This is a genomic window from Microbacterium profundi (assembly GCF_000763375.1).
GTDB lineage: Bacteria > Actinomycetota > Actinomycetes > Actinomycetales > Microbacteriaceae > Microbacterium > Microbacterium profundi.
In genome coordinates this window covers 235776-260231 of record NZ_JPSY01000003.1, presented here as the reverse complement: position 1 = coordinate 260231, position 24456 = coordinate 235776, and the positions used below count along the sequence as shown (strand labels likewise).

Genomic DNA, 24456 nt, shown 5'->3' with positions numbered 1-24456 from the left:
GCACCCTCCGATCCTAGCGATCGGGCCTCTGCACCGGCTGGACGGCAGCGCGGCAGAGGCCCGATCGAAAGGGTGGGTCAGTTGTGCTCCTCGTCGCCTTCGGCGTCACGCGACTGCGCGGCGAGGGCACGTTCGACGTCGGCGAGTCCTTCGCTGACGAGGCGACGCAGAGCAGGAGCGGCGTCACCGTTCGCCGAGAGCCAGGACCGCGTCGCGTCACGCAGATCGGCGTTCGCCAGCGCCGTCGGGTACAGCCCGACGATGAGGTAACTGGCGATCTGGTAGGTGCGCGACTCCCATACCGGGAGCAGCATGTCGAAGTACTCCGGCACGAATTCGCCGAGTACTGCCGTGCTGTTCGGGTGCCCGAAGCCGAGCGCTGCGGAGCGCACGATCGTGTTCGGCAGGTTGTCGTCGTCGATGAGCGAGGTCCACGCCGCGCGCTTGTCCGCCTGGGTCGGCAGCGCGGCCCTGGCCTGAGCGGCGAACTCCCCACCCTTGGAGGTGTTGTCCGCGGCGAGGGCGGCGTCGATGGACGCGGCATCCGTCGCACCGATCGTGGCGAGGCCGACGAGCAGCTGCCAGGAGAGATCGGTGTCGATCTCGAGGCCCGGGAGCGTCTCCTCACCGGAGCGAAGGCGTCCGACGATACCGGCGTGCTCCGAGTTCACGAGAGTGTTGGCGAAGGCCGTGACGAACTGCAGCTGGCTGTCGCTGCCGGCCTCGGCGCCGTGCGCGAGATCCCACAGGCCGTCGGCGATCTTCAGACGCGCGGCGTCACGCTCGGACGGTGCGACGTACAGCGTCGCGGCCGTGCGCAGCTGCGCGAGCGTGGTGCGCACCGTCGTCGACTCGGACTCCCTGCCGATGTTGCGCAGCACGAGCTCGATGTAGTCGGATGCCGTGCTCTCGGCGTCGCGGGTCTGATCCCAGGCCGCACCCCATACGAGCGAGCGTGCGAGGGGATCGGCGATCGCGTCGAGATGATCGATCGCGGTCGCCAGCGAGCGCTCGTCGAGCCGGATCTTCGCGTACGCGAGGTCGTTGTCGTTGAGCAGTACGAGGTCGGGACGGCTGCGGCCCTGCAGCTCTGGGACCTCGGTGCGATCGCCGTCGACATCGATCTCCGCGTAGTGCGTGCGAGTGAGGGTGCCGTCTGACAGGTCGTAGAAGCCGATGCCCAGGCGGTGGGGGCGGATCGTCGGGTAGTCGGCTGGTGCCGTCTGAGTCACCGCGAAGCGCGTGATGACGCCGTCGGAGTCCTCGGCGATGACGGGGGAGAGCGTGTTCACACCGGCGGTCTCGAGCCACTTCTTGGACCAGGTGCTGAGATCGCGGCCGCTGGTGGCCTCGAGCTCGGTGAGCAGGTCGCTCACCTCGGTGTTGCCCCACGCATGCTTCTGGAAGTACTGCCCGACACCGGCGAAGAACGCGTCGATGCCGACCCAGGCCGCGAGCTGCTTGAGAACCGACCCGCCCTTGGCGTACGTGATGCCGTCGAAGTTGACCTGCACGTCTTCGAGGTCGTTGATCTCGGCGACGATCGGGTGCGTGGACGGCAGCTGATCCTGGCGGTACGCCCAGGTCTTCTCCATGGCGTTGAACGTGGTCCACGCCTCGGTCCACTCGGTGGCCTCGGCCGTCGCGATGGTCGACGCCCATTCGGCGAACGACTCGTTCAGCCACAGGTCGTTCCACCACTTCATGGTGACGAGATCGCCGAACCACATGTGTGCGAGTTCGTGCAGGATCGTGACGACCCGGCGCTCCTTGACGGCATCCGTCACCTTGCTGCGGAAGACGTATGTCTCCGTGAACGTGACGGCGCCCGCGTTCTCCATCGCACCCGCATTGAACTCGGGCACAAACAGCTGGTCGTACTTCGCGAACGGGTACGGGACGCCGAACTTCTCCTCGTAGTAGGCGAAGCCCTCACGGGTCTTGTCGAAGATGTAGTCGGCGTCGAGGTGCTGCCACAGGCTCTTGCGGCCGTAGACACCGAGCGGGATGACATCGCCCGAGGCGCTGGTCAGCTCGGAGAACGTGGACTCGTACGGTCCTGCGATCAGGGCCGTGATGTACGAGGAGATGCGCGGGGTGGGCTCGAAGCCCCAGGTGGCGGTGGCGTTCTCGTCGTGGTTGATCGGCTCCGGCGTCGGCGAGTTCGAGATGACCTTCCACGCCTCGGGAGCAGTGACGGTGAACTGGAACGTCGCCTTCAGGTCGGGCTGCTCGAACACGGCGAAGACGCGGCGCGAGTCCGGTACCTCGAACTGCGAGTAGAGGTACACCTCGCCGTCGACAGGATCGACGAAGCGGTGCAGGCCCTCGCCCGTGTTGGTGTACAGGCAGTCGGCGTCGACGACGAGGACGTTCTCCTCCTGCAGACCCGACAGTGCGATACGCGAGTCGTCGAAGACCTCGCTGGGGTCGAGCTGCTCGCCGTTGAGCGAGATCTCACGCACGTCGCGCGCGATCAGGTCGATGAAGGTGAAGCTTCCGGGAGTCGCACGGAAGTGCACGACGCTGCGGGAACCGAAGACCTCTTCGCCCTTCGTCAGATCGAGCGAGATCCCGTAGGACTGCGTGTCGATGAGAGCGCGTCGCTCCTGAGCTTCGATTCGAGTGAGATTCTCTCCAGGCACAGCTGATTCTCCCAGGGGTTCGGGGTCGGCACCGAGATCCGACGCGGCTGGCGCCGACGGCAACCATGACAGCCTACGCCAGGACCCGGGCGTTGTCGGTGCGCGGTGGTGGAAAGATGGACGTGTGACTGCATCCGCTCCTGACCTCGTTCCATTCGCATCCGCCGCTGCCGCAGACGGCCCCGAGTTCGTCGAGACGCCGGTGGCGTACGACGCCCTGGTGCTGGCCAGCTTCGGCGGGCCGGAAGGGCAGGATGACGTGATCCCGTTCCTGCGCAACGTGACGAGAGGCCGCGGCATCCCGGACGAGCGGCTCGAAGAGGTGGCGCACCACTACCGGCACTTCGGCGGGATCAGCCCGATCAACGCCCACAACCGCGAGCTGAAGACCGCACTCGAGGCAGAGCTCGCGCGCCGCGGCATCGATCTGCCGGTGTACTGGGGCAACCGCAACTGGGCCCCCTATCTCGACGATGCCTTCACGGCAGCCACCGATGACGGGCACTCGACGCTGCTCGTGCTGGCCACCAGTGCATACAGCTCGTACTCCAGTGACCGGCAGTACCGCGAGGACATCGCCCGCGCGATCACGGACGCGGGCCTCGAAGATCGTGTGACCGCCGACAAGGTGCGTCTCTACTTCGACCACCCCGGTTTCGTGCAGCCCTTCCAGGAGGGTGTGGATGCCGCGGTCGCCGGGTTCCTCGAGCAGGGGGTCGCGGCATCCGACATCCACGTACTGTTCTCGACCCACTCGATCCCGACCGCAGACGCCGAACGCTCAGGACCCAGGGATATCGACTGGGGCGAGGGCGGCGCGTACGTCGCACAGCACCGTGCCGTCGCCGCCCACATCATCGAGAATGTGGCCGCGGTCACCGGTGGCACGACAGTGCCCTGGCAGCTGGTGTTCCAGTCGCGCTCCGGTCCTCCCACGCAGCCGTGGCTCGAGCCCGACATCAACGACGTGATCGCCGAGCTGCCGGCAGCAGGTGCGAAGGCGGTCGTGATCGTGCCGCTCGGGTTCGTCAGCGACCACATGGAGGTCATGTGGGATCTGGACACCGAGGCCATGGAGTCGGCCGCAGAGGCGGGCCTGCTCGCCACGCGGACGCAGACGCCGGGCGTGCACCCCGCGTTCGTCGCCGGACTGGTCGACCTCGTGATCGAGCGCGTCGAGGGGACACCGGCATCCGAGCGCCCGCACCTGACCGACCTCGGGCCCTGGTACGACGTGTCGCGCGCCGGGGACTGCGAGAACGTGCGGCTCGGTTTCAAGCCGGCCGCGGCCGGTCTCACGCCCTGACGCGGGCCGGCATGCAGACGCTTCTAGGATGGTGAGCATGCGCATCCACATCGCCACCGACCACGCGGGACTGGAATTCTCCACGAAGCTGCAGGACCACCTGCGAGCCGCGAATCACGAGGTCATCGACCACGGTCCGCTCGAGTACGACGCCGTCGACGACTATCCGGCGTTCTGCATCCGTGCGGCGCAGGGCGTCGTCGCCGATCAGGTTGCGGGCGTCGTGGCACTGGGCATCGTGTTCGGCGGCTCGGGCAACGGCGAGCAGATCGCTGCGAACAAGGTGCAGGGCATCCGCGCGGCACTCGTATGGAATCTGTCCACCGCCGAGCTCGCCCGTGAGCACAACGACGCGAACGTGATCTCGATCGGTGCGCGCCAGCACACGTTCGACGAGGTCACCGCGTTCATCGACCGTTTCATCTCGACGCCGTTCTCGGACGAGGAGCGCCATGTGCGTCGGATCGGCCAGATCGCGGATTTCGAACGCGACGGCTCCTTGCTCCCTGACCCCCGCGAGCTGTCAGACCCGCAGGCCTGACATGCCAGAGGGTCACTCCGTCCACCGGATCGCTCGGCAGTTCGAGCGTAACTTCATCGGCAAGCGGCTGCACGCCTCCAGCCCTCAGGGCCGCTTCGCGGAGGGAGCGGCGCTGCTCGACGGACGAGAGGCCGTCAGCGTCAAGGCCGTCGGCAAGCAGATGTTCCTCGAGGCCGAGGGCGACCTGTGGCTAAGGGTCCACCTGGGCCTCTACGGCGCATGGGACTTCGCGGGCGAGATCCTCATCGACCCGACCATCGCGTCCGCGAACGGACGCATGGGGCAGACGAATCAGCGCGGCACGGATCTGGACGCTCCGATGCTCGATGACGCCCCGATCCTCGACAGCGCGGGCGAGAACTCGCTGGCGTCGATCGGCGCGCCCAGGCGCGCGCGGGTGCACGTGCGCATGTCCGAGCAGACCAAGGGTCTCGCGGACGAGGGTTCGGAGTGGCCCCCGCCGATCGTGGGTCAGGTGCGGCTTCGCCTGATGACCGACATCACGGCGGCCGACCTACGCGGACCGACGGCGTGCGAGTTGCAGACGCCGGATGAGATGCTCGCCAGCGTCGCCAAACTCGGCCCTGACCCTCTCGTGGGCGACCCGATCGAGAACGAGGAGCGCTTCGTCCGAGCGGTGCGCAAGAAGCAGACCCCGATCGCCCTGTTGCTGATGGATCAGTCGGTGGTGAGCGGCATCGGCAACGTGTACCGCGCCGAGATGCTGTACCGGGCGCGTCTGAACCCGCACACGCCTGGCCGCGACGTGCCGGAGGAGATCGTTCACCAGCTCTGGCACGACTGGGTGCGGCTACTCGCCATCGGCGTCGAGACCGGCCAGATGATGACCATGGACGACCTGTCACCGACCGACTATCGTGCGGCCATGGCGAGCCGTGACGATCGGCACTGGGTCTACCACCGTGCCGGCCTGCCGTGCCGCGTATGCGGTACCGAGATCGCACTCGAAGAACTCGGCGCGCGGAAGCTCTACTGGTGTCCGAGGTGCCAGGCCTGACTAATGTGGTCCCATCGACTGCACCGACGCAGACAGGAGCATCATGGACCTCACGGGCTTGCAGAGCGCGTTAGAGACAATCAGCGGCTGGATCTGGGGACCATGGTTCCTCATCCCTCTTCTGCTGGGAACCGGACTGTATCTCACGATCCGCCTCGGCGGGCTGCAGTTCATCCGCCTCGGCTCCGCGTTGCGGCTGGGACTGTTCACGCGGAAGGATCCGGGCTCTGACGGTGACATCTCGCAGTTCCAGGCGCTGACGACGGCCCTCGCGGCCACGGTGGGAACCGGCAACATCGTCGGCGTCGCCACCGCCATCGGCATCGGCGGACCCGGCGCCTTGTTCTGGATGTGGGTGACCGGCCTTCTGGGCATGGCGTCGAAGTACTCCGAAGCTTTCCTCGGCGTACGGTTCCGCGTGACCGATGAGGCCGGCGAGAAGAACGGCGGGCCCCAGCAGTATCTCGAGCGCGGCATCCGCGGATGGTTCGGTAAGACGCTCGCGTTGTTCTTCTCGGTCGCCGCGTTGATCGCCTGCTTCGGCATCGGCAACATGACCCAGGGCAACTCGATCGCGACGAACCTCGAGTCGAGCTTCAGCGTGCCGCCGTGGGTCTCCGGGATAGTGCTGACCGTGTTCGCGCTGGTCGTGCTCGTAGGCGGCATCAAGTCGATCGGCCGGGTCACGGCAGGTCTCGTGCCGATCATGATCATCTTCTACGTACTCGGTGCGCTGTACATCCTTATTGCGAACGTCGGAGGCATCCCGGCGGCCATCGCACAGATCTTCACAGACGCCTTCACCGGAACCAGCGCCGTCGGCGGATTCGCAGGATCAGCAATCATCATCGCGGTGCAATACGGCGTTGCCCGCGGCATCTTCTCCAACGAGTCCGGCATGGGTTCAGCAGCGATCGCAGCCGCCGCCGCGAAGACGAGCCACCCCGTCCGACAGGGCCTGGTATCGATGACTCAGACGTTCATCGACACGATCATCGTCGTGACGTGCACAGGACTCGTCATCATCACGACCGGCGTGTGGAACCAGACCGACCCGGACACCGGTGAGCAGATCAGCCCGGCGCTGATGACTGGCGAGGCCTTCTCGAACGGACTACCCGGCGAATGGGGGCACTACATCGTCACGATCGGCTTGGTGCTCTTCGCCGGATCCACCATCCTCGGCTGGTCGTACTACGGCGAGCGCAATGCCGAGCGCCTGTTCGGACGCCGGGCGGTGGTACCGTTCCGCATCCTGTTCTCACTCGTCGTGTTCATCGGCTGCACGGTGCAGTTGGGGGTCGTGTGGGCCTTCTCGGATGTGATGAACGGCCTCATGGCGCTGCCGAACCTCATCGGCCTGCTGATCCTTTCCGGTCTCGTCGCCCGCGAGACGAAGAAGTACCTCGACAACGACCCGAAGCTGCGGGCGACTCCGGAGGAAGTCGACGCGTTCATGGCGGGAGACAAGGCCTTCGAAGACTGGAAGACTCAGTCCATTCCGGTCGTGAAGACCGAGTGAGCGCAGGCATCTAGGCTGAGAGCATGCGTCAGAACCCCAGTTTCACTCTCGCCGACGTCGCCGAGATGCGACGTGTCATCGAGCAGAATCCGTGGGCGACGATCGTGAGCGGCGCGGCGGACGGACAGGTCGCCTCGCACTACGTGATGATGCTCGACGAGGACCGCGATGACCTCACCATCGTGGGGCATGTCGGGCGCCCCGATGACCTGATTCACGGCATGGGGGAGCGCGAACTCCTGGTCGTGTTCCAGGGCCCGCACGGCTATGTGTCTCCCGGCTGGTACGGGCCCGACACGCAGGCCGTGCCGACCTGGAACTACATCGCGGTGCACCTCTCGGGCGTGCCGGAGATCCTCAGCGACGACGAGAACCTGAGGGTGCTCGACCGGCTGGTCGAACGTTTCGAGGGACGTATGCCGGATCCGCGGCTCATGTGGGAGCGGCCGAACGACGAGGCCTTCGTGCGCAGGCTCGCCTCGGGCACGGTCGGATTCCGTCTGACGCCGACGCGAGTGGTGGCCAAGCGCAAGCTCAGCCAGAACAAGGAAGCCGCGACCGTCGAACGCGTCATCGCCGAACTGCAGGGCGATGGCGTCTATGCGAACCCCGCCTTGGCCGGCGAGATGCGCAGGGCTCAGGACGCTCGCCCCGGTCGCACGGCATGACGGAGGTCGGCACCCACGTCTCGGTGATCCGGAATGCTCGGGTCGCGGGGCCAGGGCGTGAGTTCCTCGTCGACGACGAGCCGGTCGACATCCACATCGATGGCGGCCGGATCGTCGACATCGCCCCTGCCGGCGCCCTGCCAGTAGGGGGCGAGACCATCGATGCCGACGGTGCATGGGTCGTACCAGGGTTGTGGGACAACCACGTTCACACCGTGCAGTGGGCTCTGGCTTCCGAACGGGAACAACTGGGCGCCGCTGTCTCAGCCGTCGACGCCGCCTCGCGGATGGCTGGCGTCGCACCGCTGGCCGACGGCCGACGCGTCGGCACAGGTTTCCGGGACGCGTTGTGGGCGGACTCCCCGTCTCTGCAGGTTCTCGACGCAGCGACGGGAGATGAGCCCACGTACCTGATCAACGCGGACGTGCACAGTGTGTGGCTGAATTCCACCGCACTCGCGCGAGAGGGATTCGTCTCTTCCGACGGGATGCTGCGCGAAGAAGACGCTTTCGAGATCTCGAAGCGCGTGAACGCGGTGGAGCCTGTGCACGGCGATCTCGCGGTGCGTGCAGCAGGCCAGGCCGCCGCAGCCAGGGGAGTGACGGGGATCGTCGACTTCGACATGGCCTGGAATGCGGATGCGTGGGCACGCCGCGCCAGTGCCGGCTTCAATACGCAGCGGGTGGAATTCGCGGTGTACCCGGCGGACCTTGCGCGCGCCATCGCGAGTGGTCTTCGAACCGGTGAGGTGCTGCCGGAGACCGGCGGGCTCGTGCGCGTCGGATCCCTCAAGATCATCACGGACGGGTCGCTCGGAACGCGTACAGCCGCGTGCTCGCACGCCTACCCCGGCGACGCCGCCGACTTCGGCGTGCTGAACATTCCGCCCGCCGAACTGATCGGACTTCTGACGGAGGCGGTCGGCTCCGGACTCGCCGTCGCCATCCATGCGATCGGCGACCGCGCGGTGTCGTCCGCTTTGGACGCGGTGACCGTGACCGGCGCATCCGGAACGATCGAGCACGCGCAGCTGGTGCGCCACGCCGACCTCGCCCGTCTCGCCCGACTCGGCCTCGCAGTCAGCGTGCAGCCGCAGCATGCGGTCGATGACCGCGACCTGGTGAAGCAGTACTGGGCGGTTCAGACGGCCGTGGGGTATCCGATGGCGTCGTTGCTGCGGGTCGGGGCCGAGCTGAGACTGGGTTCCGATGCGCCAGTGGCGCCGCTGGAGCCATGGCAGGCCATCGCGGCGGCGGTGCATCGGACGAACGACGAGCGCGAGCCGTGGCATCCCGAAGAACGGCTGAGCGTCGACGAGGCGCTCGCTGCGAGCGTCCGCAGCGCCGTCCGTCCTGGCGAGCCCGCTGATCTGGTGCTGTGCGCTGCCGATCCGCAGGATGCGGACCCGTCGATGCTGCGCGCGATGCCGGTGCTGGCGACACTGCTCGGCGGCTCGATCACGCACTTGACGTGATCGAGGGGCACCCGTCACCGCTTGGCGGTGCGCGTGATCTCAGCGTGCGCACGATACCGTTGTAGCCGTGAACTCCACAGCGCAGACTCCGGCTCCCACTCGGTCCCAGCGTCGACGAGACCGCTCACCGGAGCATGCGGCAACCTCGCGGTTCATCCCGCACGTGCAGGGACTCAGGGCGATCGCCGTCCTCTTCGTCGTGCTGTACCACTTCTGGCCCGCCCGCCTCAGCGGCGGCTACGTCGGCGTCGACATCTTCTTCGTCATCTCCGGCTTCCTGATCACCGCGCATCTCGCGAGGGAGCTCACCTCCACCGGAACGGTCAAGCTCGGACAGTTCTGGGCGCGCCGAGCGCGCCGTCTGCTGCCGGCCTCGCTGCTCGTGCTGCTGTTCTGCGCGATCGTCGCGGCGGTCCCGTTCCTCACACCGACCTCGGCGCTGCCCGCTGAGGTCAAGGAGATCATCGCCTCCACGTTCTACGTGGAGAACTGGTACCTGGCTTTCAACTCCGCCGATTATCTGGCGCAGGCCGGAGACCCCACGACGGTGCAGCACTACTGGTCGCTCTCGCTGGAGGAGCAGTTCTACGTGCTGTGGCCGCTGATCATGCTGCTTGCGGCATGGGTCGCGGTCAAGTGGTTCCGCGGGGATCGACTGCGCGCCGCGGCGATCGCGATCGGCCTCGTCTCGGTGGCGTCATTCGTGTTCTGCGTCGTATACACGATCACCGATCCTGCACCGGCGTACTTCGTCACCATGGGGCGCATGTGGCAGTTCGGCGTCGGTGCGGTCATCGCCCTCGTGCCGATGCTGCGCGTGCGCAATGCCGTTGTGAGCTTCGTGCTCGGCTGGGCTGGAATCATCGCGCTGCTGTACACGGCGTTCCGCTTCGACGGGCAGACCCCGTTCCCCGGATATGCGGCGTTGCTGCCGACGCTCGGGGCCGCCGCGATCATCGCCGCGTCGAACACCGATCGCTGGTGGTATCCGACCCGCCTTCTGTCGATACCGCCGATGCGCTTCACCGGTGACATCTCGTACAGCCTGTATCTCTGGCACTGGCCGCTGATCATCATCGCTCCGTCTGTGCCGTTCTGGGGCCTGACGATCTACCACCGTGTCGCGCTGCTGGTGATCTGCTTCGTGCTCGCGTGGCTCACCAAGCGGTTCGTCGAGGATCCGGCGCGCACGTGGAAGCCGTTGACGACGCGTCCACCGAAGGTGACGCTGTGGGCGGCTCTTGCAGCGATGATCCTGGTCGGTGCGGTGGCCGCCGGAGGCTGGGCGATCAACGCGCCGGCGTATCAGCAGGGCGTGCAGGCGATCGAGGACGTCCGTGAGAATCCGCCGGCCTGCTTCGGCGCGGCATCGGTGCTGGATGAGTCGTGCGCAGGTACTGAGCTCGACACGATCCTTCCCGCCCCGGGGTTCGCAGGCGTCGATCGTCCCTCGGATGAGCAGTGCTTCATCCAGTTGAACGACTCGCGGGCCAAGTCGTGTGAGTTCGGCTCTGACGACCCTGACGCCCCCCAGGTTGCCCTCATCGGCGATAGCCACGCCTTTCAGCTGCTGTCGACGTTCCAGGGGATCGCCGAGCGGGAGGGCTGGCACCTCACGACGTATTTCAAGGGTGCATGCCCGTGGAACGCTACGCCGCTGGCGACGGGCGGCTCCTTCGGTGCCGCGTGCTCCGACTGGAGAGCGGGTGTGGACGCCCAACTCGCGGACCGTGACTTCGATGTCGTCTTCACGTCTGCGATCTCGAACACGCCCTACTCGTCTGCCGGGTTCGAATCCGCTCACGAAGCCGCGGTGGCCGGGTATCAGAAGGCATGGTCGACCATGACCGATCGCGGCATCCCGGTGATCACGGTCGTCGACAACCCGGTGTTCGAAACCGACCCGAACAAATGCCTGCGTACACGCGATCAGGCGGAATGCTCAGGGGCACGCGCGGATGTGCTGCTCGAGGACGATCCGCTGCGTGATGCGGCCGAAGGCGCCGAGAATGTGACCCTGCTCGACTTCACCGACGTCTTCTGCGACGAGGATACCTGCAAGACGGTCATCGGTGGCGCGAACGTGTATCGCGACCAGGATCATCTGACGGTGACGTTCGTCGACACCCTGGCACCGCAGTACACCCAGGCGATGAAGGATGCGATGGCGGCCGCGGGCTGAGCTGCTGCATCCCGCGTGGGAACGAAGAAAGGCACCGGACGGATCCCGTGCCTTTCTTCGTGTGTCGTCCGACTACTCGGCGACGTGAGCGACGAGGAACCAGCGGTCCTTCTCGAGGCCGCGCATGATCTCGATCGCGACGTCCTGGCTCGTGAGGTCGATTTCGTCGAGACCGTCGATCGCGGCCTTCGTGTCGACGAGGATCGCGTCGATGTCGGCGACGATGTTGCGGATCAGCTCGGTCGACTGCGTGAACCCTGCCGGCACTGCCGATGCGGCGACCTTGGCGGCGACGGTGCTGAGCCGCGCGTCGATCGGCAGGCCCAGAGCGACGATGCGCTCTGCAGCGGTGTCGGCGAACGCGCCCGCGTGTGCGACGACCGAGTCGAGCAATTCGTGGACGCCGATGAAGTTGGCGCCGCGCACGTGCCAGTGCGCCTGCTTGCCGTTGACGGTCAGAGCCTGCAGCCCGAGTACGACGGGGGAGAGGAACTGTGCCGCGGCCGCGGCGACCGTCGGGTCGCTGGCGGTGGTGGAGATGGTCTGTGCCTTGTTCATGTTTCTTCCTCCAGAACGGCGAATTCGAACCTGATGGAGACAACGCTACTCAGACTGAAACATTCCGCAAGCAAGCTGAGGCTCGGCTCACTTCCGCGGAATGACGCGGAATTGAGGATAGTCTCGCCTCATGAGCATCTCGTCATCAGCATCCGTTCTCGCCCTCGGCACCAAGACGCCGCGCATCGCGGACGACGCCTTCGTCGCCGACGGAGCGCGCATCGTGGGCGACGTCACGCTGGAGCCCGGCGCGAGCGTCTGGTACAACGCGGTGCTGCGTGCCGATTCAGCGGGGATCACGGTCGGGGCCGGAAGCAACGTGCAGGACAACGTCTCGGTGCATGTCGACAGCGGCCATCCCGTCGTCATCGGTGCGAACGTGTCGATCGGTCACAACGCGGTCGTGCACGGATGCACGATCGGCGACGGCTCGTTGATCGGGATGGGTTCGGTGATCCTCAGCGGCGCGGTGATCGGCAAGGGCTGCCTGATCGCCGGTGGTGCGGTCATCCTCGGAGGCACCGAGGTGCCGGACGGATCGCTGGTGGCCGGCGTGCCGGCGAAGGTGCGCCGCGAACTCAGCGAGGACGAGCGGGCAGGGATCATCGCGAACGCCGAGATCTACCACTCGCACCTGGAGACGCACCGGAGCGCCACGGCGCTCTGACGCCGACCTGCACCGCTAGGCTGTTAACTCTGCGGGGCGGTGGCCAAGTTGGTTAAGGCAGCGGGCTCATAACCCGACGATTCGTGGGTTCAAGTCCCACCCGCCCTACTCTCATCCGCCGTCACAGCGGACGCGCGGTGATGGCCTCGTTGCCCAGATCCTTGCGGGCCGTGCGCAGGCACTTCGTGCACAGCAGCTCCACCGTGCGCGGATGGTTCTCGCCGCACGTGCAGTCGATCGTCACTCGCCACTTGGCGCGGCGTCCGCACGCTGCGTACGCCTCTTCGTCGCCATGGTCGCATTCGCACTCCAGCGGCACATCCGCGTCCCATCCGAGCGAGATGTCCTCGAATGCCTGGTCGACCGGATCGGCGGCCTTCGGCGTGGCCGGCGCATCGGTATGAGTCTTCTGTCGCATCACATCACGTTCCCGATGTAGGAGTATTTCACGAACACCTCGGCGGCGATACCCGATTCCTCCAGCACGCCCTGCAGCGCGCTCATCATGTAGTTCGAATCCCAGCCCATGTAGAGGAAGTTCTCGTCGTCCAGAGCATCCCACTGTCCCTTCCACGCCATCTCGTCGTAGATGGGACCGCCGTGGCTCCTGCTGTACGCGAGTGCAGACGGGCGGGCGTCGGTCCATGCGCGGCGGAAGACCCGGTTGAAGAGCGCACGCACGTCCTTCACCTCCCAGTGCTCGCCGCGGTACTCGACGTAATCGAACTCCCGGTCCCAGCCTGCGGGCCAGCCGCGCCGACGCACGGCGTCGAGCACAGGGGTGAGGGCGTCGTCGTCGATCTCAGGGAGGGCCGGTCGAGCCCAGATGCGCACCAGCCGTTCGGTGAGCCGCACCGTGCGCGCCGATATGGTCGCTGTGCCCCAGGAATCGGTGTCCACGAGGGCGCGCGTCTCCTCGACCGCGCTGCGTGCATACGCATCCCGCCGCTTGTCGTCGTAGGAGGCGCCGAAGACGCGCTCTGTGAGGGACTGCTCGAGCAGCGTGAGGTTGCCGAGCGTCGGTGCGAGCGCCCTGTGGCTGTTGCGCTCGTCCTCCGAGTAATCGATCCAGGGCCGGGTGCCGTCGCCTGACCAGGAATCGCTGGGCACGAGCGGAACGATGTGCTCGACGTCGTGATCCGAAGTGTCCTCCACCTGCTCGAGGCGGCCGAGCACGTACGCCGCGTGGGGGAGTTCTGCATACTTCAGCACCGCGCTGACACGCTCGTCCGACGGGGTGATGCGCGCGAACGCCCGCATCAGTGCTTCGCGTCCTTCGGCGCGTGCCCGGCAGAGCCGTGCGATCATTCGCTCAGCCGGCAGCCCGACCAGCGCGCGTCTCAGATAGAGGGCCTGAATCCACTCGAGCGTCTCGATCAGCTCTGCGCGCGGGATGAGGCCGCGCACGTGGTCGCTGTACGCGCTCATGGCCAGGGGATAGGCCGCGCGTCCGAACGTGTTGATGTACCGGAGCTGCGTCCGGATCTCGGCATCCTTCTCGGAAGAAGGATCGAGCAGGACGGCGTAGATCTCGGCGTAGTGGCGCCAGATGTCGGCATCCGCCTGCAGATGCGCCACATCCACGCGCGGGAAGGAATGCCGGAACGCGCTGTACACGCCGTGCTCGCCGTTCGCGGCGACCTCCCGGCCTGTGGTCATCACGAGGTAGTGGCGCCAGAATGCCCCGATCGTCTCGCCCGTGTGACGCTCGATCGGAAGCCAGTAGCGCTCCTCGACGTCGAGCTGCTCAGCGTGGGTGAGGCCCATCAGGATGTAGTTGTGGATGAGCTCGTGATCGCGCAGCGGCTCGCCGGTGGAGTTCAGGCTCTCGAAGATCTGCTGCGCGTTCGCCGCAGGTCCGAGTGTGATCGACACATGCTCGATCCTCTGCAGTCCGCGCCAGATCGTCGGAGCCTCGTCAGCATGCACCTGGCTGCGGAAGAAGGCGTAATTGTCGTCGAAGCGCGATTCGCGGTCGGCATCGTCACGCTGATCGAGAACGACCGACTCGTAGAGCTCGGCCCACGCATGGTGCGGGCGCAGCTTGGTGCGCGACGGGTCATCCGCTCGCACCAGTACCCGTTCGAGGTCCGCGGCCATGGCGGGGTCGGAATCACGGACCGCGTGATGCAGAGCGGCGACGAGCAGCATGAGCGTCGTGATGCGCTGCTGTCCGTCGATGAGGATCAGGTCGATCTCCGAGGCGTCCTGTGCGGAGAGGATGGAGCCGATGAAATGGCGGTGCGTGTCGCCTTCCTTGGCGACGGCGCGGATGTCGGAGAGCAGGCGCTCGCATCCGCCGATGTCCCAGCGGTACTGGCGCTGGTAGACCGGGACGACGATGGTCGTGTCCGGAGCAGAGAGCCACTCGATCGTGTTGACGGCGGTCGCTTCGACATTCGTGGCGGTTGCCATGTTCTTCGCTCTTGCTCCTCACGGCGGTGCGATCCCGCTACCCGCCGTGAAAGAGTCTAGTCGCCGGCGAATCGCCGGCGGTGGGCCACGCTGGTGCCGCAGAACACGCTGTTAGGCTTGCCTTATCAGGGCCTGTTAAAACGTGCTGGCCCCCGATGAAAGGACATGACCTAGATCATGGGATACATCAAATCCGCAGCCCTCGAGGAAAAGGGCTTCGTCGTCCTCGACAGCTACAACCAGGACCTCGATCCCAAAGAGTGGCTGGACATCGAGTACAACGACTGGAAGTCGTCGGGTGACACCCGTTTCGCTCCGCTGGCCAGTGCCTTCGGCGACATCGAGTGCAACGGCTTCTGGAACCACAAGCCGCCGCGCACCGACAAGGACGGCGTGTGGATCGACTCCCAGGTCGCTAAGGCCCCGAACCTCACGCGTCGCGCGCAGGAGCCGGGTGCCAATGTCGGCCGCTGCCGCGTGATCGAGCTGCAGCCCACGCCGTACGGCGAATGCCTCTACAACCTTCACCAGGACGACAACAACCGGTTGAACCCCGACGGCACCGGATGGGTCGTCCGCGGATTCTTCAACCTCAGCGATGACAAGGACAGCTTCTTCGTCCTGCGTGAGAACCGCACCGACCCGGCGGGCGAGGTTCGGATCGCGCTTCCCGCCGGGGCTCAGCTCATCATCGACACGCAGCGACTGTGGCACGCCGCGACCCACGTCGGATCCGAGCCCCGCTACAACCTCATCACGTCGTGGACGTCGGGTCCCGAGCTCGACGCCTACATCGACAAGTACAACGGTACCGACCAGGTCGAGAACTTCGAGGTCCCGCAGGACGTTCTCGAGGCCGGCTACGCGGAGCAGGCGCGCAAGGATGCTGCACGCGCCGCCTACTACGCCGCCAAGGGCCAGCAGGTCAAGCAGGCGATGAGCGAGGCGTAGTCCGCCTGATCACCGTCCTGAGAAAGCCCCGGCCCGAAGGCCGGGGCTTTCTCCATAATCACACGCTTGTGATTTCTGTCCGTCTGGGCGATAATCGGCGTATAACCGCATATTCTCGCCACACTTCGTTGGCTCAGGTCGTTGGGGAAGACGCACCTGAAGAAACGGAGAGATCATGGCGACGGCTTACGCACGCGGAGTGGTGTACATCCACTCTGCGCCTCGCGCGCTTTGCCCGCACCTGGAATGGGCGGTCGGACGCGCTATCGGTCGTGCGGTGAACTTCGAGTGGGCCGAACAGCCTGTACTCGAGGGATCTCGTCGTGCCGAGTTCTACTGGGACGGCCCCGTCGGCACCGGCGCTGCACTCGCGACCGCGATCCGCGGCTGGGAGCACCTGCGCTTCGAGGTGACCGAGGATCCGACGCCGCGCAGCGACGGCGGTCGTTGGCTGCACACCCCTGATCTCGGCATCCACTATGCGCAGGCCGACGCGGCCGGCAACATCGTCATCGGCGAGGACCGCATCCGCTACGCCATGGAGATCGCGGCCGGAAGCGCGCTCGAGTTGCAGCGTGAGCTCGATGTCGCTCTCGGCTCGGCCTGGGATGAAGAGCTCGAGCCATTCCGCCACGCCAGCGACGATTCCACGGTCGTGTGGCTTCACAAGGTCGGCTAGCCTCCGACCTCCTTCAGACCCGGGGCGCAGGAGGCGTCAGTATCGGATGCCGGTGAACCATCCCGGACTCCGAGAACGCGAATCCCGCCCCCGCACGACGAAGGCCTCGCTCCGAGATGATCGGAGACGAGGCCTTCGTCATGCGGACCTGAACGTGCTCAGTCCTCGTAGGACGCGAATGCGGCGACGGCGTTGTGCCCGCCGAAGCCGAACGAATTGCTGATCGCGAGCTGCGGGCCTTCACCCAGAGGCTGTGCATCGCCGGAGACGAGCAGCGGGATATCCGGATCCTGGGTCGTGAGGTTGATGGTCGGGGGTGCGACGCGGTTCTGGATCGCGAGGATCGTGAAGATCGCCTCGAGTGCGCCGGTGCCGCCGAGGAGGTGACCGGTGGATGCCTTGGTCGCCGACACCGGGATGTCGTGCACGCGGTCGCCGATGACGCTCTTCAGCGCGGCGTACTCATTCGGGTCGCCGACCGGCGTCGATGTCGCGTGCGCGTTGATGTGGGTGATCTCATCCGGTGTGCGGCCAGCGGCTTCGAGCGCGAGCGTGACGGCACGCGCTGCGCCCTCCGGAGCGTTGGCGGTGATGTGGAACGCATCGGCCGTGACGCCGCCGCCGACGAGTTCGGCGTAGATCTTGGCGCCGCGCGCCTTGGCGTGCTCTTCGGTCTCGAGGATGAGCACCGCTGCGCCTTCACCCATCACGAAGCCGTCGCGGTCCTCCGAGTAGGGGCGGGAGGCGGTGGCGGGGTCGTCATTGCGACGCGATAGGGCCTGCATCGATGCGAACGACGCGATCGTGATCGGGTGGATGGCCGACTCGGTGCCGCCGGCGATGACGACATCCGCGAGCCCTGACTGCAGGTGCTCGTAGGCGTTGACCAGCGACTCAGTGCTGGATGCGCAGGCGGACGCGACCGTGCGGGCGAAGGCGCGCGCCGTGAAGTGGAGGGACAGATTGCCCGCGGCCGAGTTCGGCATGAGCATGGGCACCGTCATCGGCATGACGCGGCGAGGGCCCTTCTCACGCAGCGTGTCCCATGCGTCGAGCAGGGTCCACACGCCACCGATGCCGGTCGCGAAGTCCACGCCGAGACGCTCGGGATCGACATCGGGCGAGCCGGCGTCCTCCCACGCCTCCATGGCCGCGATCAACGCGAACTGGGAGGACGGGTCGAGGCGCTTGGCGACCGGACGCGCGAGGACCTCTTCAGGGCGCACGATCGCCTCAGCGGCGAATGTCACGGGGAGCTGAAGCTCTTCGACCCACTCATGTTCGAGGGTGCGGCCCCCGGACATACCGGCCAGCAGGTTGGTCCAGTTCTCCGGAGCCGTGCCGCCGATTGCGGAAGTGGCGCCGATACCGGTGACGACGATGCGCTTGGTCATTGGGTGTGGTTCCTGTCGAAGGGGACGAGAGCAGTCTCTGGAGAGGGAAGGCAGAGGATGCCACCCTCGCGGTTCGCGAGGGTGGCATCCGTCAGGTCTTACGCCTGGCCGGCGACGATGAAGTTCACGGCGTCACCGACGGTCTTGAGGTTCTTGACCTCGTCGTCGGGGATGGTGACGCCGAACTTCTCTTCTGCGTTGACGACGATCGTCATCATCGAGATCGAGTCGATGTCGAGGTCATCGGTGAAGGACTTCTCGAGCGCGACCGCGGAGCCGTCGATGCCGGTCTCGTCGGTGATGAGCTCGGAGAGGCCGGCGAGGACCTCATCGTTGGTGAAAGCCATGTGGTTTTCCTCTTTCTTGCGGGTTGTATTCGGAACCGATGAACAGTTTAGGAGGTCGGCGGACGTGTTCAGGGGAGGACGACGACTTGAGCTGCGAATACCAGACCGGCGCCGAAGCCGATCTGCAGTGCGAGTCCGCCGGAGAGTTCAGGATGCTCGGCCATCAGCCGGTGGCTAGCGAGCGGGATGGAGGCCGCCGAGGTGTTGCCGGTGGTCTCGATGTCGCGCGCGATCACCGTGGTCTCCGGCAGCTTCAGCTGCTTCGCGAACTCGTCGATGATGCGCATGTTGGCCTGGTGCGGAATGAATGCGGCGAGGTCTGCCGCTTCGATGCCGGCGACGTCGAGTGCCTCACGTGCGACCTTCGCCATCTCCCAGACCGCCCAGCGGAACACCGTGGGGCCCTCCTGACGGAGCGTCGGCCACGGCACCTCGCCGTCGCGGAACTGGGTGAGGGTGCCGTTCATGCCGACGGCATCCGCCTTCGAGCCGTCCGACCCCCAGACGGCCGGCGCGATGCCAGGCGTCTCGCTCGGCCCGATCAGGGCGGCGCCTGCACCGTCGCCGAGCAGGAACGAGATGCTGCGGTCGGCGGGGTCGACGACGTCGGAGAGCTTCTCCGTGCCGATCACGAGGGCGTAGCGCGCGGCGCCGGCGCGGATCAGCGCGTCGGCCTGCGCGATGGCGTAGGCGTAGCCGGCGCATGCGGCGTTGACGTCGTATGCCGCGGCCGGGTTCGAGCCGACGCGGTCGGCGACGATCGCCGACACCGAGGGCGACTGCTTCGGATTGCTGATGGTCGCCACGATCACGAGGTCGACTTCGGATGCTGCGACACCGGCCTTCTCGATGGCCTCGGCGGCCGCGATGGTGGCGAGATCGATCGCGTCGGTCTCCTTGACCGCGCGCGCACGGGTGATGATGCCGGTGCGCTGGCGGATCCACTCGTCACTGGAATCGATCGGCCCGATGAGGTCGTCGTTCGGGACCGCGTTCTCGCCGCGCGCAGCGCCGAACGACAGGATGCGGGTGAACTGCGGGCCGGTGGCCTGCTTCAGCGTGGCGGTCATGCGGCTGCTCCGTTCAGCAGCTCAGCCGCTGCGTCGAGGTCTTCTGGTGTCTTGACGGCTACGACCGGCGTGCCGCGCAGGCCCCGTTTGGCGAGGCCGGCGAGGGCTCCTGCCGGGGCGAGTTCGATGAGCCCGGTGACGCCGTTGTCGGCGAAGGAGCTCATGCAGAGGTCCCAGCGCACCGGCGAGGAGACCTGGTTGACGATCAGATCGAGGGCCGCGGCGCCGGACGTGACGACCGAACCGTCCTTGTTGGTCCAGAGCGTGATCTGCGGGTCGCCGGGAACGACCGCGCCGATCGCCGCGCGCAGCGTCTCGACGGCCGGCGCCATGTATGCGGTGTGGAACGCGCCGGCGACCTGCAGCGGGATCACCCGGGTTCCCTTGACCGGCTCCTCGGCAAGTGCGGCCAAGGCGGGAAGAGCACCGGCGACGACGATCTGGCCGCCGCCGTTGTAGTTGGCCGGTGAGAGTTCGAGCTCGGCGAGACGCGCGAGCACTGCGTGCTCGTCGCCGCCGATCACCGCACTCATTCCGGTCGGGGTCTGTGCCGCGGCATCCGCCATCGCTCGTCCGCGGACGCCGACGAGACTCATCGCCTGCTCTGCGGAGACGACACCGGCGCCGACGAGCGCGGCGAGCTCACCGACCGAATGGCCCGCAGTGCCGTCCGGGGCGCGTCCGGCGCGCTCGGCGAGTGCTGCGGCGGCGATCAGTGACGCCGCGACGATGAGCGGCTGCGCAATGCGCGTGTCGCGGATCGTGTCGGCATCGGACTGCGTGCCGTGCAGGACGAGATCGACTTCGGCCGCCTCGGAATAGGCTGCGAGGCTGTCGGCGACGCCGTCCAGTTCGAGCCAGGCGGAGAGGAAGCCGGGGGTCTGTGAGCCCTGTCCAGGGCAGCAGGCGACAATCACCTACTCAGTCTGCCAACGTTCGAGCCAGAACGGTGGATGAACCATCACAAGATTCCGAGATTCCCTTGTGTGTGGCGCACAGCGTTCGCCGGCTTGTCAGCGTGCGCGGCGGTTGGTCGGACGGCGACGCACCGGATCCGTGGCGCCGATCGAGCCGATGATCAGCGCCGTCTGCAGGATCAGCGCCTCTCGCGGACCCGTGGCATCCCAGCCGATGACCTCACTCACGCGCTTGAGGCGGTAGCGGACCGTGTTCGGGTGCACGAACAGTTCTCGCGCCGTCGCTTCGAGGGAGCGACCGTTGTCGAGATAGCTCCAGAGCGTCGTGACCAGGTCTGTCGAATGCGCCTGCAGCGGACGGTAGATGCGCTCGATGAGGGTCTGCTTCGCCAGCGGGTCGCCGGCGAGTGCGCGTTCGGGCAGCAGGTCGTCGGCCTCGACGGGACGCGGAGCCGTGCGCCATGCACGGGCGACGGCGAATCCGGCGAGGGCGGCGCGTGCGCTCTGCCCTGCGTCCACGAGAGCCGCGACGGGCGGGCCGAGCACGACGTAGCCGGGGCCGAACGACGGCTCGAGACGCGCCGCGATGTCTTCGAACGCGAGTTCATCCGCGACGTCTTCGCGACCGGGAACGCGCGCACGGCCGAGCACCAGGACGAGCCGCGAGCCCTGAACGCCGATGAGCACGTCGACCGCGAGCTTGCGCGCAGTGCGGCGCACGTGATCGACGTCGAACTGCGGGGGAGTCGTACCGACCAGCACGCACACCTCGCCATGACCGTGCCACCCGAGTGCCGCGATGCGGCTGGGCAGCTCCTCGTCGGCCTCACCGGTGAGGATGGAGTCGACCACCAGAGCTTCGAGCCGCGCATCCCACAGCCCGCGCGCCTCTGCGGCGCGGGCGTACACGTCTGCGGCGGCGAAGGCGACCTCACGCGAGTAGAGCAGGATGGCTTCGCGGAGCGCTTCGCCCTTGCCGGCGACCCGCTCCTCTGTGACTTCCACGGTCACCCTGATGAGCTGCAACGTCTGGGTCAGGCTGACGCTGCGCAAGAGCTCGCGCGGGGCTGCGGCGAAGATGTCCGCCGCGATCCACGGCGTGGAGGTCGGATCGTCGAACCACTGGATGAACGACGTGATGCCCGCCTGGGCCACCAGCCCGACCGCAGAGCGGCGGGCCGGTGGCATGTCGGCGTACCAGGGCAGCGTGTCATCGAGACGCTGGATGGTCGCCGTGGCGAGATCGCCGGAGATCCGGCGCAGCCAGGCGAGCGTCGTCGTCTTGTCCATCGATGCCACAGGCGATCCGGTCACACCGGGCTCAGCTCTCGCCGCCGGCGTTTCCGCTCGTGCCGGCGTTGACGTTGTGCAGGTCGTACTTCGAGATCGCCTGTGCGATCACGGAGCGCTCGACCTGGCCCTTGTCTGCGAGGCCCTGAAGCGCGCGGACCACCATGGAGGGACCGTCGATCTTGAAGAAACGACGGGCCGCCGCACGGGTGTCCGCGAAACCGAAGCCGTCGGCGCCGAGCGTGTAGTACTCGCCGGGAACCCACTGACGGATCTGGTCCTGCACCGCGTGCATGAAGTCGCTGGTCGCGACGAACGGACCTTCGGCTCCCTGCAGCTTCTGCGTGACGTATGCGACCTGCGGCTCTTCCTCAGGGTGCAGGAAATTGTGCTCGTCGGCGGCGAGGCCGTCGCGGCGCAGCTCGGTCCAGCTGGTGACGGACCACACATCGGCGGTGACGCCCCAGTCCTTCGCGAGCAGTTCCTGAGCCTCGAGAGCCCACGGCACACCGACGCCGGAGGCGAGCAGCTGGACGCGCGGTCCGTCGCCCTGGCCCTCGGAGACGCGGTGCAGACCCTTGAGGATGCCCTCGACGTCGACGTCCTCCGGCTCAGCGGGCTGCTTGAACGGCTCGTTGTAGACCGTGAGGTAGTACATGACGTCCGGGTCGGGGTGCGTTCCGCCGTACATGCGCTCGATGCCGGCCTGCACGATGTGGGCGACCTCGTAACCGTAGGCCGGGTCGTACGTCACCGTGGCCGGGTTTGTCGACGCGAGCAGCGGGGAGTGGCCGTCAGCGTGCTGCGTGCCCTCTCCGGTCAGCGTCGTACGGCCGGCGGTCGCGCCGATCACGAAACCGCGGGCCATCTGGTCGGCGGCCGCCCAGAAGGCATCGCCAGTGCGCTGGTAGCCGAACATCGAGTAGAAGATGTAGATCGGGATCAGCGGCTCGCCGTGCGTCGAGTATGCGGTGCCGGTCGCGGTGAACGCCGCGGTGGCGCCCGCCTCGTTGATGCCGACGTGCATGATCTGACCCTGCGGGCTCTCCTTGTAGGCGAGGAGCAGTTCGCGGTCGACAGCGGTGTAGTTCTGGCCGTTCGGGTTGTAGATCTTCGCGGTCGGGAAGTACGCGTCCATACCGAACGTGCGCGCCTCGTCCGGGATGATCGGGACGACCCGCTCTCCGAAGCCCTTGACCTTCATGAGGTCCTTGAGCATGCGGACGAACGCCATCGTCGTGGCGACCTCCTGGTTGCCAGAGCCCTTCTTGGGGAACGCGTAGTCCTTGTCCTCTGGCAGCGTGAGCCCCACGTGGGTGGTGCGCCGCTCGGGCAGGAATCCACCGAGTGCGTGACGGCGGTCCAGCATGTACTGGATCGTCTCGTCCTGCGCGCCGGGGTGGAAGTACGGGGGCTGGTAGGGGTTCTCCTCGAGCTGCGCATCCGTGATCGGGATCTGCATCGTGTCGCGGAAGAGCTTGAGGTCTTCCAGCGTCATCTTCTTCATCTGGTGCGTCGCGTTGCGCCCCTCGAAGTGCGGGCCGAGGCCGTAGCCCTTGACCGTCTTCGCGAGGATGACGGTCGGCTGGCCCTTGTGCTCCATGGCGGCCTTGTACGCGGCGTACACCTTGCGGTAGTCGTGGCCACCACGGCGCAGCTTCCAGATCTGGTCGTCGGTGTAGTCCTTGACCAGAGCGGCGGTGCGCTCATCGCGACCGAAGAAGTTCTCGCGCACGAAGGCGCCGCTCTCGGCCTTGTAGGTCTGGTAGTCACCGTCGGGGGTGACGTTCATGAGGTTGAGCAGTGCGCCCTCGGTGTCGCGGGCGAGCAGGTCGTCCCACTCGCGGCCCCAGACGACCTTGATGACGTTCCAGCCGGCGCCGCGGAAGTACGACTCCAGCTCCTGGATGATCTTGCCGTTGCCGCGCACCGGTCCGTCCAGGCGCTGCAGGTTGCAGTTGATCACGAAGGTGAGGTTGTCGAGGCCCTCGTTGGCTGCGACCTGCAGCTGACCGCGAGACTCGACCTCGTCCATCTCGCCGTCGCCGAGGAAGGCCCACACGTGGGAGTCGGCGACGCTCTTGATGCCGCGGTTCTCGAGGTACTTGTTCGCCATCGCCTGGTAGACCGCGTTGATCGGGCCGAGGCCCATCGAGACGGTCGGGAACTGCCAGAAGTCGCGCATCATGCGCGGGTGCGGGTAAGAGGGGATGCCGTTCGGTGCGCCGGACTTCTCCTGGCGGAACGCGTCGAGCTGTGACTCGTTCAGGCGTCCTTCGAGGTAGGCACGGGCGTACATGCCGGGGGAGGCGTGACCCTGGTAGAAGATCTGGTCGCCGCCGGACGAGTCGTCCTGTCCGCGGAAGAAGTGGTTGTGGCCGACCTCGTAGAGCGAGGCCGCCGACGCGTAGGTCGAGATGTGACCGCCGACGCCGATGCCAGGACGCTGCGCGCGGTGCACGGTGATCGCCGCGTTCCAGCGGATCCAGTGGCGGTAGCGGCGCTCGAGTTCCTCGTCGCCGGGGAAGTCCGGCTCGTTCTCGGAGGCGATGGTGTTGATGTAGTCCGTCGTCGGAACCATCGGCACGTTGAGGTGCAGCTCCTTCGAGCGCTTGAGCATGCTGAGCATGATCTCGCGGCCGCGGCCGTGACCCTTGGAATCGACCAGCCCGTCAAGTGACTGCTGCCACTCGCCGGTCTCCTCCGGATCGCTGTCGAGGGGGCCCTGGGAGTACGGATCCTGGTCGTGAACGGTCACAAGGAGCCTTTCGTCAAGCTGGCAGGTCTTGCCAAGGAAACGGGAAGCGACGC

Annotated in this window: 20 protein-coding genes and 1 tRNA gene; 11 read left to right on the top strand and 10 right to left on the bottom strand. The window is 66.7% G+C overall.

What is annotated here, in order from left to right; translation table 11 throughout:
- Window positions 1-77: 77 nt before the first annotated feature.
- Window positions 78-2645, bottom strand: a complete 2568-nt coding sequence (gene pepN / locus JF52_RS0113920) for an aminopeptidase N (protein ID WP_033107184.1) — start codon at window positions 2643-2645, stop codon at window positions 78-80.
- 124 nt (window positions 2646-2769) lie between these two features.
- Between pepN and JF52_RS0113915 the strand changes: the two genes are divergently transcribed.
- From JF52_RS0113915 to JF52_RS0113885, 7 genes are all read left to right on the top strand, one after another.
- On the top strand, window positions 2770-3951 hold the full coding sequence (locus JF52_RS0113915; protein ID WP_033107183.1) for a ferrochelatase: 1182 nt from the start codon (window positions 2770-2772) through the stop codon (window positions 3949-3951).
- A 37-nt stretch (window positions 3952-3988) separates the two neighbouring features.
- Window positions 3989-4492 (top strand): ribose-5-phosphate isomerase, encoded by a 504-nt coding sequence (locus JF52_RS0113910; RefSeq protein ID WP_033107182.1) that lies wholly within the window; start codon window positions 3989-3991, stop codon window positions 4490-4492.
- Window position 4493: 1 nt separating this feature from the next.
- Entirely contained in the window at window positions 4494-5510 is a 1017-nt protein-coding gene (locus JF52_RS0113905; RefSeq protein WP_033107181.1) for an Fpg/Nei family DNA glycosylase, read from the top strand.
- A 43-nt stretch (window positions 5511-5553) separates the two neighbouring features.
- Window positions 5554-7032 carry an alanine/glycine:cation symporter family protein gene (locus tag JF52_RS0113900; RefSeq protein WP_033107180.1) on the top strand — a complete coding sequence of 493 codons (1479 nt, stop codon included), beginning with the start codon at window positions 5554-5556 and terminating at the stop codon, window positions 7030-7032.
- A gap of 23 nt (window positions 7033-7055) precedes the next feature.
- A complete protein-coding gene (locus JF52_RS0113895; RefSeq protein WP_033107179.1) occupies window positions 7056-7700 on the top strand; it encodes an FMN-binding negative transcriptional regulator in 645 nt (214 codons plus the stop codon).
- Window positions 7697-9175, top strand: a complete 1479-nt coding sequence (locus tag JF52_RS0113890) for an amidohydrolase (RefSeq protein WP_033107178.1) — start codon at window positions 7697-7699, stop codon at window positions 9173-9175. The genes JF52_RS0113895 and JF52_RS0113890 overlap by 4 nt, the downstream gene beginning before the upstream one ends.
- Before the next feature lie 67 nt (window positions 9176-9242).
- Window positions 9243-11357, top strand: a complete 2115-nt coding sequence (locus JF52_RS0113885) for an acyltransferase family protein (protein WP_033107177.1) — start codon at window positions 9243-9245, stop codon at window positions 11355-11357.
- A gap of 72 nt (window positions 11358-11429) precedes the next feature.
- On the opposite strand, the gene JF52_RS0113880 is transcribed toward JF52_RS0113885, so the two are convergent.
- The gene (locus JF52_RS0113880) at window positions 11430-11915 is read right to left on the bottom strand and encodes a Dps family protein (RefSeq protein ID WP_033107176.1); all 486 of its coding nucleotides are present in this window, start codon (window positions 11913-11915) and stop codon (window positions 11430-11432) included.
- A 130-nt stretch (window positions 11916-12045) separates the two neighbouring features.
- Here JF52_RS0113880 and JF52_RS0113875 point away from each other — a divergent pair, with 130 nt between their 5' ends.
- Both JF52_RS0113875 and JF52_RS0113870 read left to right on the top strand, forming a co-directional pair.
- On the top strand, window positions 12046-12582 hold the full coding sequence (locus JF52_RS0113875; RefSeq protein ID WP_033107175.1) for a gamma carbonic anhydrase family protein: 537 nt from the start codon (window positions 12046-12048) through the stop codon (window positions 12580-12582).
- A gap of 33 nt (window positions 12583-12615) precedes the next feature.
- A tRNA-Ile gene (locus JF52_RS0113870) sits at window positions 12616-12690 on the top strand.
- Between the two features lie 13 nt (window positions 12691-12703).
- Here the strand turns inward: JF52_RS0113870 and JF52_RS0113865 are convergent.
- Window positions 12704-13000 carry a hypothetical protein gene (locus JF52_RS0113865; protein WP_033107174.1) on the bottom strand — a complete coding sequence of 99 codons (297 nt, stop codon included), beginning with the start codon at window positions 12998-13000 and terminating at the stop codon, window positions 12704-12706.
- The gene (locus JF52_RS0113860) at window positions 13000-14997 is read right to left on the bottom strand and encodes a DUF262 domain-containing protein (protein ID WP_033107173.1); all 1998 of its coding nucleotides are present in this window, start codon (window positions 14995-14997) and stop codon (window positions 13000-13002) included. The genes JF52_RS0113865 and JF52_RS0113860 overlap by 1 nt, the downstream gene beginning before the upstream one ends.
- A 177-nt stretch (window positions 14998-15174) precedes the next feature.
- Here JF52_RS0113860 and JF52_RS0113855 point away from each other — a divergent pair, with 177 nt between their 5' ends.
- Entirely contained in the window at window positions 15175-15948 is a 774-nt protein-coding gene (locus JF52_RS0113855) for a hypothetical protein (RefSeq protein WP_033107172.1), read from the top strand.
- A 175-nt stretch (window positions 15949-16123) separates the two neighbouring features.
- On the top strand, window positions 16124-16627 hold the full coding sequence (locus tag JF52_RS0113850; RefSeq protein WP_033107171.1) for a DUF3145 domain-containing protein: 504 nt from the start codon (window positions 16124-16126) through the stop codon (window positions 16625-16627).
- Window positions 16628-16785: 158 nt separating this feature from the next.
- Here the strand turns inward: JF52_RS0113850 and JF52_RS0113845 are convergent, their stop codons facing one another.
- The 6 genes from JF52_RS0113845 to aceE all read right to left on the bottom strand — a co-directional run bounded on the left by JF52_RS0113845 (window position 16786) and on the right by aceE (window position 24403).
- Entirely contained in the window at window positions 16786-18021 is a 1236-nt protein-coding gene (locus tag JF52_RS0113845) for a beta-ketoacyl-[acyl-carrier-protein] synthase family protein (RefSeq protein ID WP_033107170.1), read from the bottom strand.
- Between the two features lie 98 nt (window positions 18022-18119).
- Entirely contained in the window at window positions 18120-18368 is a 249-nt protein-coding gene (locus JF52_RS0113840) for an acyl carrier protein (RefSeq protein ID WP_033107169.1), read from the bottom strand.
- 68 nt (window positions 18369-18436) lie between these two features.
- Window positions 18437-19438 (bottom strand): beta-ketoacyl-ACP synthase III, encoded by a 1002-nt coding sequence (locus JF52_RS0113835; protein ID WP_033107168.1) that lies wholly within the window; start codon window positions 19436-19438, stop codon window positions 18437-18439.
- Window positions 19435-20355, bottom strand: coding sequence for an ACP S-malonyltransferase (locus tag JF52_RS0113830; RefSeq protein ID WP_033107167.1), 921 nt, complete (start codon window positions 20353-20355; stop codon window positions 19435-19437). Before JF52_RS0113830 ends, JF52_RS0113835 begins: the two co-directional genes overlap by 4 nt.
- 96 nt (window positions 20356-20451) lie before the next feature.
- On the bottom strand, window positions 20452-21645 hold the full coding sequence (locus JF52_RS0113825; protein WP_152594915.1) for a PucR family transcriptional regulator: 1194 nt from the start codon (window positions 21643-21645) through the stop codon (window positions 20452-20454).
- Window positions 21646-21676: 31 nt separating this feature from the next.
- Window positions 21677-24403: a pyruvate dehydrogenase (acetyl-transferring), homodimeric type gene (aceE, locus tag JF52_RS0113820; protein ID WP_033107165.1), complete on the bottom strand. Its 2727-nt coding sequence runs from the start codon at window positions 24401-24403 to the stop codon at window positions 21677-21679.
- Window positions 24404-24456 lie beyond the last annotated feature (53 nt).

What these genes read in the sequence shown, in the direction of transcription:
- JF52_RS0113910 (WP_033107182.1), top strand. Translation starts at nt 3,989, where the DNA reads ATGCGCATCCACATCGCCACCGACCACGCGGGACTGGAATTCTCCACG.
- JF52_RS0113905 (WP_033107181.1), top strand. Translation starts at nt 4,494, where the DNA reads ATGCCAGAGGGTCACTCCGTCCACCGGATCGCTCGGCAGTTCGAGCGT.
- JF52_RS0113900 (WP_033107180.1), top strand. Translation starts at nt 5,554, where the DNA reads ATGGACCTCACGGGCTTGCAGAGCGCGTTAGAGACAATCAGCGGCTGG.
- JF52_RS0113895 (WP_033107179.1), top strand. Translation starts at nt 7,056, where the DNA reads ATGCGTCAGAACCCCAGTTTCACTCTCGCCGACGTCGCCGAGATGCGA.
- JF52_RS0113890 (WP_033107178.1), top strand. Translation starts at nt 7,697, where the DNA reads ATGACGGAGGTCGGCACCCACGTCTCGGTGATCCGGAATGCTCGGGTC.
- JF52_RS0113880 (WP_033107176.1), bottom strand. Translation starts at nt 11,915, where the DNA reads ATGAACAAGGCACAGACCATCTCCACCACCGCCAGCGACCCGACGGTC.
- JF52_RS0113875 (WP_033107175.1), top strand. Translation starts at nt 12,046, where the DNA reads ATGAGCATCTCGTCATCAGCATCCGTTCTCGCCCTCGGCACCAAGACG.
- JF52_RS0113865 (WP_033107174.1), bottom strand. Translation starts at nt 13,000, where the DNA reads ATGCGACAGAAGACTCATACCGATGCGCCGGCCACGCCGAAGGCCGCC.
- JF52_RS0113860 (WP_033107173.1), bottom strand. Translation starts at nt 14,997, where the DNA reads ATGGCAACCGCCACGAATGTCGAAGCGACCGCCGTCAACACGATCGAG.
- JF52_RS0113855 (WP_033107172.1), top strand. Translation starts at nt 15,175, where the DNA reads ATGGGATACATCAAATCCGCAGCCCTCGAGGAAAAGGGCTTCGTCGTC.
- JF52_RS0113850 (WP_033107171.1), top strand. Translation starts at nt 16,124, where the DNA reads ATGGCGACGGCTTACGCACGCGGAGTGGTGTACATCCACTCTGCGCCT.
- JF52_RS0113845 (WP_033107170.1), bottom strand. Translation starts at nt 18,021, where the DNA reads ATGACCAAGCGCATCGTCGTCACCGGTATCGGCGCCACTTCCGCAATC.
- JF52_RS0113840 (WP_033107169.1), bottom strand. Translation starts at nt 18,368, where the DNA reads ATGGCTTTCACCAACGATGAGGTCCTCGCCGGCCTCTCCGAGCTCATC.
- JF52_RS0113835 (WP_033107168.1), bottom strand. Translation starts at nt 19,438, where the DNA reads ATGACCGCCACGCTGAAGCAGGCCACCGGCCCGCAGTTCACCCGCATC.
- JF52_RS0113825 (WP_152594915.1), bottom strand. Translation starts at nt 21,645, where the DNA reads ATGGACAAGACGACGACGCTCGCCTGGCTGCGCCGGATCTCCGGCGAT.